The organism is Bacteroides sp. 3_1_23 (genome assembly GCF_000162555.1).
Classification (GTDB): Bacteria; Bacteroidota; Bacteroidia; order Bacteroidales; family Bacteroidaceae; genus Bacteroides; species Bacteroides ovatus.
In genome coordinates, this window is record NZ_GG774957.1 from 62,854 (window position 1) to 70,534 (window position 7,681).

6 protein-coding genes are annotated in these 7,681 nt (G+C 42.5%); 2 read left to right on the forward strand and 4 right to left on the reverse strand.

Features of this window, described 5'->3' with window-relative positions; all coding sequences use genetic code 11:
• The first annotated feature begins 68 nt into the window (after window positions 1–68).
• Entirely contained in the window at window positions 69–1,133 is a 1,065-nt protein-coding gene (locus HMPREF9010_RS01055) for a LacI family DNA-binding transcriptional regulator (protein WP_004303832.1), read from the forward strand.
• Window positions 1,134–1,163: 30 nt separating this feature from the next.
• Entirely contained in the window at window positions 1,164–2,654 is a 1,491-nt protein-coding gene (locus HMPREF9010_RS01050; RefSeq protein WP_004303833.1) for a UxaA family hydrolase, read from the forward strand.
• A gap of 116 nt (window positions 2,655–2,770) precedes the next feature.
• Here HMPREF9010_RS01050 and HMPREF9010_RS01045 read toward each other — a convergent pair whose 3' ends face one another.
• The 4 genes from HMPREF9010_RS01045 to HMPREF9010_RS01030 are packed head-to-tail and all read right to left on the reverse strand — an operon-like array spanning window position 2,771 to window position 7,197.
• A complete protein-coding gene (locus HMPREF9010_RS01045; protein ID WP_008651776.1) occupies window positions 2,771–4,375 on the reverse strand; it encodes an MFS transporter in 1,605 nt (534 codons plus the stop codon).
• Window positions 4,372–5,442: an HlyD family secretion protein gene (locus HMPREF9010_RS01040; protein WP_008651778.1), complete on the reverse strand. Its 1,071-nt coding sequence runs from the start codon at window positions 5,440–5,442 to the stop codon at window positions 4,372–4,374. The genes HMPREF9010_RS01045 and HMPREF9010_RS01040 overlap by 4 nt, the downstream gene beginning before the upstream one ends.
• Window positions 5,443–5,456: 14 nt before the next feature.
• Window positions 5,457–6,776 (reverse strand): TolC family protein, encoded by a 1,320-nt coding sequence (locus HMPREF9010_RS01035; RefSeq protein WP_004300159.1) that lies wholly within the window; start codon window positions 6,774–6,776, stop codon window positions 5,457–5,459.
• A complete protein-coding gene (locus HMPREF9010_RS01030) occupies window positions 6,757–7,197 on the reverse strand; it encodes a MarR family winged helix-turn-helix transcriptional regulator (protein WP_004300160.1) in 441 nt (146 codons plus the stop codon). The genes HMPREF9010_RS01035 and HMPREF9010_RS01030 overlap by 20 nt, the downstream gene beginning before the upstream one ends.
• Window positions 7,198–7,681 lie beyond the last annotated feature (484 nt).

Genomic DNA, 7,681 nt, shown 5'->3' on the forward strand with positions numbered 1-7,681 from the left:
TTGTATCGAAAATATTAAGATTATTATTGTGTGCGAGCACAAAAACCTATATAAATAAAGGTTATCGTATGAATAAATTGCCCGAAAGGATCAGGATCAAAGACATCGCCCGTCTGGCAGATGTATCAGTGGGAACAGTAGACCGCGTTATCCATGGACGTAGCGGAGTGTCGGAAGCCAGCAAGAAACGCGTAGAAGAAATTCTGAAACAGCTTGACTACCAGCCCAACATGTATGCCAGCGCTTTGGCTTCCAATAAGAAGTATACGTTTATCTGTCTGCTGCCGGAGCATCTGGAAGGCGAATACTGGACAGCGGTAGAAACCGGTATCCACGAAGCTATTGCCACCTATTCGGATTTCAATACTTCGGTGAAAATCAACTATTACGATCCGTACGACTATCATTCATTCGAAAATGCCAGCGAAGCCATTTTGGCTTTACAGCCGGACGGAGTGATGGTAGCTCCTACCGCTCCGCAGTATACGAAAGGTTTCACCGATCAGTTGCAAGCATTGGATATACCTTATATATATATAGACTCCAATATCAAAGACGTTCCTCCCCTCGCCTTCTTCGGTCAGAACTCACGCCAAAGCGGATATTTCGCTGCCAGAATGATGATGTTACTGGCACGGGATGAAAAGGAAATCGTTATTTTCCGCAAAATACATGAAGGAATTGTAGGTTCTAACCAGCAAGAGAACAGAGAAATCGGTTTCAGGCAGTACATGAAAGAACATCATCCGTCTTGTACTATACTGGAGCTCGACTTGCATGCCGAACGCAACGACGAAGACAATGAGATGCTGGATGAATTCTTCCGTACCTATCCAACAGTGAAGAACGGAATCACATTCAACTCTAAAGCCTATATCGTCGGCGAATACCTGCAAAGTCGCGGAAAGAAAGATTTCAATCTGATAGGTTATGACCTTCTGGAACGGAATGTCACTTGCCTGAAAGAAGGAAGTATCTCTTTCCTCATTGCCCAGCAACCGGAACTGCAAGGCGCCAATGGCATCAAAGCTCTTTGCGATCACCTTATTTTCAAGAAAGAAGTGACCTGCATCAACTATATGCCCATCGACTTGTTAACAGTAGAAACAATAGACTATTACCATAGCAAATAACAACAAAGTACAACTTTACAAGTACATTACATGGAAACAAAGTATTTAAGAATTAATCCTGCCGACAACGTTGCCGTTGCCATTGTTAACCTCCCGGCAGGAGAGCATCTTTCTGTAGATGGCATTGAAATTACATTGAACGAAGACATTCCTGCCGGACATAAATTCGCATTGAAGAATTTTGCTGAAGGCGAAAATGTAATCAAGTACGGTTATCCTATCGGACATGCACGAATGGCTAAGAAACAGGGTGACTGGATGAACGAAACGAACATCAAAACCAACCTCGCCGGATTGTTGGATTACACTTACAACCCGATTCAGGTTTCTTTGGATATTCCTCATAAAGATCTTACATTCAAAGGTTATCGTCGCAAAAACGGTGATGTAGGGGTAAGAAACGAAATATGGATTATCCCGACGGTAGGTTGCGTAAACGGTATCATCGGTCAACTGGCTGAAGGACTGCGTCGCGAAACCGAAGGCAAGGGAGTGGATGCCATTGTTGCTTTCCCACACAACTACGGTTGCTCGCAACTTGGTGACGACCACGAAAATACAAAAAAGATTCTTCGTGACATGGTGCTTCATCCCAATGCAGGTGCTGTATTGGTAGTAGGCTTAGGATGTGAGAATAACCAGCCGGATGTATTCCGTGAGTTCCTGGGCGAGTTTGATGAAGACCGTGTGAAGTTCATGGTTACTCAAAAGGTAGGTGACGAATACGAAGAAGGAATGGAAATCCTCCGCGATTTGTATGCAAAGGCCTCTAAAGATGAACGTACCGATGTTCCTTTGTCCGAACTGCGTGTGGGATTGAAATGCGGTGGTTCCGATGGTTTCTCCGGCATTACGGCAAACCCGCTATTGGGTATGTTCTCCGATTTCCTGATTGCACAGGGAGGTACAAGCGTATTGACTGAAGTTCCGGAAATGTTCGGTGCAGAAACAATCCTGATGAACCGTTGTAAAAACGAAGAGCTGTTTGAACAGACTGTCCATCTGATTAATGACTTCAAAGAATACTTCCTGTCACATGGAGAGCCTGTAGGTGAAAATCCTTCTCCGGGCAACAAAGCCGGTGGTATCTCTACTCTGGAAGAAAAAGCACTGGGATGTACCCAGAAATGTGGAAAGAGTTATGTATCCGGCGTAATGCCTTACGGTGAACGTTTACAGAAAAAAGGACTCAACCTGCTTTCTGCTCCGGGCAATGACCTGGTTGCAGCCACTACTCTTGCAGCAAGTGGATGTCACATGGTACTTTTCACCACCGGACGCGGTACTCCTTTCGGCACTTTTGTTCCGACCATGAAGATTTCCACCAATTCAACTTTGGCTAAAAACAAACCGGGATGGATTGACTTCAACGCCGGTGTGATCGTAGAAAACGAACCGATGGAAAAGACTTGTGAACGCTTCATTGATTATATCATCAAAGTGGCAAGCGGTGAATTCGTAAACAACGAAAAGAAAGGCTATCGCGAAATTGCTATCTTTAAAACAGGGGTAACCTTGTAAACAGGTCGCTATCTGATACAACAAATATATCGAAGATAAAAGATACATTGTTAAAACAATAGAGTTGCTATCCCGTTCAACTTATCATTGAGTGAAGGATAGCAACTCTTTTTTTGTTATACCATATCATCGCCTGTTTTCTTAAACGTAACGCGGATTGTTTTATGGAAAGGAATAAAACGAGAAATCACAGCTATGACAACAGATATAACCAACAAATAACCCAGAATCTCTTTCAGTGCCAGCAACAGGCTTTGTTGTTGTAACGTATTATATAAGGAGTTGGTTGCCAACTGCGCAGCCTCATCATACGGATATCCCTGTGTCATCGCATTGTTCAGCGACTGGCTATAGCGTGCTGACGACAATGGATCAGTAGCAGTTATAGTCTCCGACAAAGAATACATATATTTTTGTTGCAGTCGATACAGTACATTACTATAAAAAGAAGTCGCCATGATAGGTGCCAGCACGGAACGGAAAATAATCAGGAAGAAAGCATTCGACAATAAGTATTTCGGATTCAAGTCTTCCACGGCAAACAGGGCAAAAGCAATAATCAAAGTCAACATACCCAAACCACGAAAGAAGATAGGCAGGTAGAGCATCTCATACGTACTATCCGGAGAAATGCCAAAATACAAAATGGCAAAGAAAATCACAAAGCAACTCATTCCTCCCGCTATCAGAAAACGGAAACGCCACCGTTGCCAGCGAAACCACCAAAAACAAATAAAGGCGCCGACTACATATCCCGGAAGCAAATAAATATAAAGAGAATAGGTATGCGTAGTATCTACTTTCAGAATAACAGTCAGATAGTTAGTCAGCAAAGTGGTTGATGTACTGAAAAACATCACGAGCATCATATAAAAATAGCCCACAATTGCTTTGGGTTGGAACAAAGGAGCCAGACTTACATAAGGATTCTCCAAACGGCTCTGATACCAGATGAACAGCGCAATCAGCATAGGTGCTATTACAATATAAATACATATCTTACCGGAAGCCATCCAATCGAGCACTTTGCCATAATTGATAACGTACATCAACATCAGCAACCCGGCCGAAATAACAAACATCTCACGGATATGCAGATCAGACCATGCGACAGCTTTTATGGGACGATTATGCCGGAAACAGATGATAACAAACAGAATGGAAATCAAGATCAATACCATCATAAAGTAGTACATATACTTCCAGTTATAATGATACGCCAGTAAAGCCGTTACCAGCATCGAAGCTTGTCCCCCACCGTAAACCAACGGATAAAAATAAGAATAGAACTCGCTACGCACATTCTTCGGACTGAAAATCTTCTGGGCATAACGAATAAACCACAACATAAGAAACCCTTTCAAGAAACCGACAGCAAAACTACAGACAATCAAAATATCTGCGTTTTGCGTACGTGCACAAACCCAACTCAAGAAGAATTGCAGTACTAAATCAATCAATAACAGAGATTTCACGGAAAAGGCTGCTAACACCTTAGGAATAATCGGGTATGCGATAGCCATACCTGCCGAAGCAGCGTAATACCCCATCGTAATATCTTCCGAATTAGTACCCAGCGTGTTCGACACTTCCAGCATACTGCCTGTATACGAGCCATTGAGCATAGTGACCGGAAGAATCACGATGAAAATGCTGATAAGTCCAAGCCAATCGGGCACCCATTGACGAACAGGTGCCTCCAATTCCTTCATGGTAATCATTTGCGTAAAGCTTCTGTTTCCACCATCATCCCGGCTCTCAACTGTGCCATTTCTTCCGGAGAAACATCTTCCAAGTCGATACGCACAGGGATTCGCTGCTGCACCTTTACAAAATTGCCGGCAGAATTATCTGTAGGAACCAAGGAATATTTAGACCCGGTTGCCTCGGAAATTGCAGTGACTTCCCCGTGAAAAATCTTTCCGGGCACTGCGTCTACTTTAATACGCACCTGCTGGCCAATATAGATATTAGCAATCTGCGTTTCTTTATAATTAGCGGTAATCCACTTGTCCTTGTTACGCACCAAATAAGAAATAGTCTGTCCGGTCTGCACATATTGACCGGGTTCAAGCGTACGCCTACCCATATATCCATCATAAGGAGCAGTGAGAACCGTATAAGACAGATTCAGCTTAGCCAAATCCAGGTCTGCTTCTTTACGCAAAATGGCAGCCTCCGTACCGGTTGTTTTCTTACTTGTCTCCGCATATTGTGATAATGCCGCCTGTTTCTGTGCAACTAATGCCTGATAACGTGCCTTTGCTGCCTCATAAGCAGCTTTCGCTTGCTCATACTGCTGTTCCGGAACAGATTCTTCTTTCAACAAACGTTCAAAACGATGATAATCCTGTTCCAATTGCCAGAGTTTCGCTTTCGCTTCAGCGATGTTGGCATCCTGTACGGCAATATTCGTATGGGAAGTTTCAATACCCGAATGAAGAACATCCTGCGAGCCATGTGCATCCAACAATGCAGCTTCCGCTTCCTTTACCTTAATCTGATATTCACGATTGTCAAGCACCAGCAGAGTATCTCCCTGATGGACATATTGATGTTCCTTAAAACGAACCTCCTTGATATAACCCGAAGCCCGGACATTCAAAGGAGCTACATATTGATCTACAAAAGCATCATTAGTCACTTCGTAATTCACATAACGCCAGAAGTAATTAGCAGTCCACCAAAGTCCGGAGACAGCCAAACAGACACATACTAAATTTAAAACGATATTACGAACTCTTACTTTTTTCAGTTTCTTCTGTTTTTCTTTCCATTCAATTGCCATATCTGTTCTGTTTATTAAAGACGTCCACAAGCCTTCTGAAGTTGATAATAAGTATAAATCACACGAGTGCGTGCAGTGACCAACTGCAATTCCACATTCAAACGGACGGAATTCGCATCAAGTAAATCAGTCAGGATAGCCAGTTGATTCAGATAACGATTCTGCATAATACGGTAATTTTCTTCCGCTTGCCGGACAGACAGTTTTAGAGCCTCTACCCTCTGCAACGCTTCCCTGTGGCGTAAAAATGCCGAACGTACATCCATGCGGATTCCCTGCATTTTCTGTTCTTCTTCATTCTTCCGCAAAGACACCATCAGTTTGCTCTCTTTTACTTTATGATTGTTCTTGTACAGTGAAGATAAAGGATAGGAAACCGATACTCCCACATTCCAGTTATTGTTATACATATCCGCCAATGTACGTGAAACGGGACGTGCCAATGTATTCGATGCATATAGCGACACACTGGGAAGAGATAAGGATTGGGCAGAACGGATTTCATTCCTTGCCAATTCTGTCTGTGCGCGAAGCAGCCTCATCGCCGGATCATTTTCATACGCCTGAACAATATAGTCATCATAGGACTGCAAAGCAACTGCCTGATAGAGAATGGTTGTATCCGGTTGTAATAACAAGTTCTCATCCTGCCCCAACAAGATATTGAGTTGCTGCGATACAAGCGCAATGCTATTTTCCGCTTCCTCCAAAGACAGTCGGTCATTAGTCAGCTGCATTTCGCTCCGCAATACATCATTATTGGTAATCAGCCCCTCTTTTTTCATTCGCCGGATATCGCGTAACCGGAGTTCCGACTCTTCAATATTCCGTGTCAGTATCTCATGCTGCTTAAACAGACTAAACAAGTTCATATACTGATTGAGTAACCGTAACTTTATTTCCGCCTCATCGGTCAACGTTTGTAGTTCGGCAACTTGTTTTTCTATATCCGCTTTATGAATAGCACTTCGGATTTTACCACCCTGATAGAGAGGCTGTGCCAGATCAATCGCATAATTTTGTGACCAGTCCGGTGCTTCCGGATATGAAGGATCGGATAATCCCCGTTCCCAAACAACAGGCTGCCCTACAAATCCCCCTTTCAGTCCGATCTGCAGTTCCGGTAACTGTGCAGACCGTGCGGTCCGTATCCGCTCCTGCGCCATAGATTCTTTCATTACATCCGCCTGAAGTTGCAGACTATGCTGTACCCCCCGTTCAAAAAGCTGATCGATAGTGAGAAACAAAGAATCTGTTTGTGCATTTATGGATTGAGCAGCCAAAAACAGGCTAGATAAAACCGCCCCATACTTCTTATACATTTTCAAGTACATCGCATACACTCTTTAATTCAGACAACATAGTTTCAATGCTCTCTATACCAACAATTTTTTCTGCATATACATAAACCTGATCGAGAATCGGACGAATCTGTTCTTTAAATTCTTCCCCTTCGGGAGTCAGGAACACCAGTTTATTACGACGGTCGGCAAGATCTTCTTTCCGATGAACATACCCTTTCTTTTCCAGATTATTCATCAAATTGGTGAGACATGCCTTATCTTTTGCAATGCGTTCCGCCAATATCTGCTGACTAATTCCCTGCTCATGCCATAAACTACTTAATACCTGAAGCATCTCAAACGTAATACCCGCATTATTTTTTCTCAATGTCCGTTGCATAGACCGGCGGAAAGCCATACGGGTACGAACAATCTGCAACATGAGTTCTCTAAACTCTGCTCCTTCTCTCATTTTCTATACTCTTTTTACCTGTTTCGTTTCGGCGGCAAAGTTAGGTATTTCCTCCGAATTAGTCAAACGTTTGACTAATTTCATTTTCAAACCCTCTTTATATAATTTCTGACTATTCGTTCATTCACCCATTAAACAACTGTATATTAACGCCTTATCATACCATTCAAATATTTATCATTAAAATATTCAGGCAAAAAGGTTCTTCGTCAAATTTGGTGGTAATCTCTTTTTTATTTCAACTGTCTTCTTCTTTCTTAATCCTATTAAAAAGTTGTAGATATGTTTGCTTTTTAGTAACTTTAAAGACACCACATCATTAAGAGTTACAATGCAACAAGTCATATCTACAACGTACAAATATACATCAAAAAAAGAAAATGCTCCTACAAATAGGGGATTATTCCATGATTTCTAGATTCAGTCTTGGCTACGATAATCTGCAACAAGATGGTATCTCTGAAGCTGTTGGCTCATTGACGGT

Coding starts and splice junctions, on each gene's coding strand:
- HMPREF9010_RS01055 (WP_004303832.1), top strand. CDS start 69: ATGAATAAATTGCCCGAAAGGATCAGGATCAAAGACATCGCCCGTCTG.
- HMPREF9010_RS01050 (WP_004303833.1), top strand. CDS start 1,164: ATGGAAACAAAGTATTTAAGAATTAATCCTGCCGACAACGTTGCCGTT.
- HMPREF9010_RS01045 (WP_008651776.1), bottom strand. CDS start 4,375: ATGATTACCATGAAGGAATTGGAGGCACCTGTTCGTCAATGGGTGCCC.
- HMPREF9010_RS01040 (WP_008651778.1), bottom strand. CDS start 5,442: ATGGCAATTGAATGGAAAGAAAAACAGAAGAAACTGAAAAAAGTAAGA.
- HMPREF9010_RS01035 (WP_004300159.1), bottom strand. CDS start 6,776: ATGTACTTGAAAATGTATAAGAAGTATGGGGCGGTTTTATCTAGCCTG.
- HMPREF9010_RS01030 (WP_004300160.1), bottom strand. CDS start 7,197: ATGAGAGAAGGAGCAGAGTTTAGAGAACTCATGTTGCAGATTGTTCGT.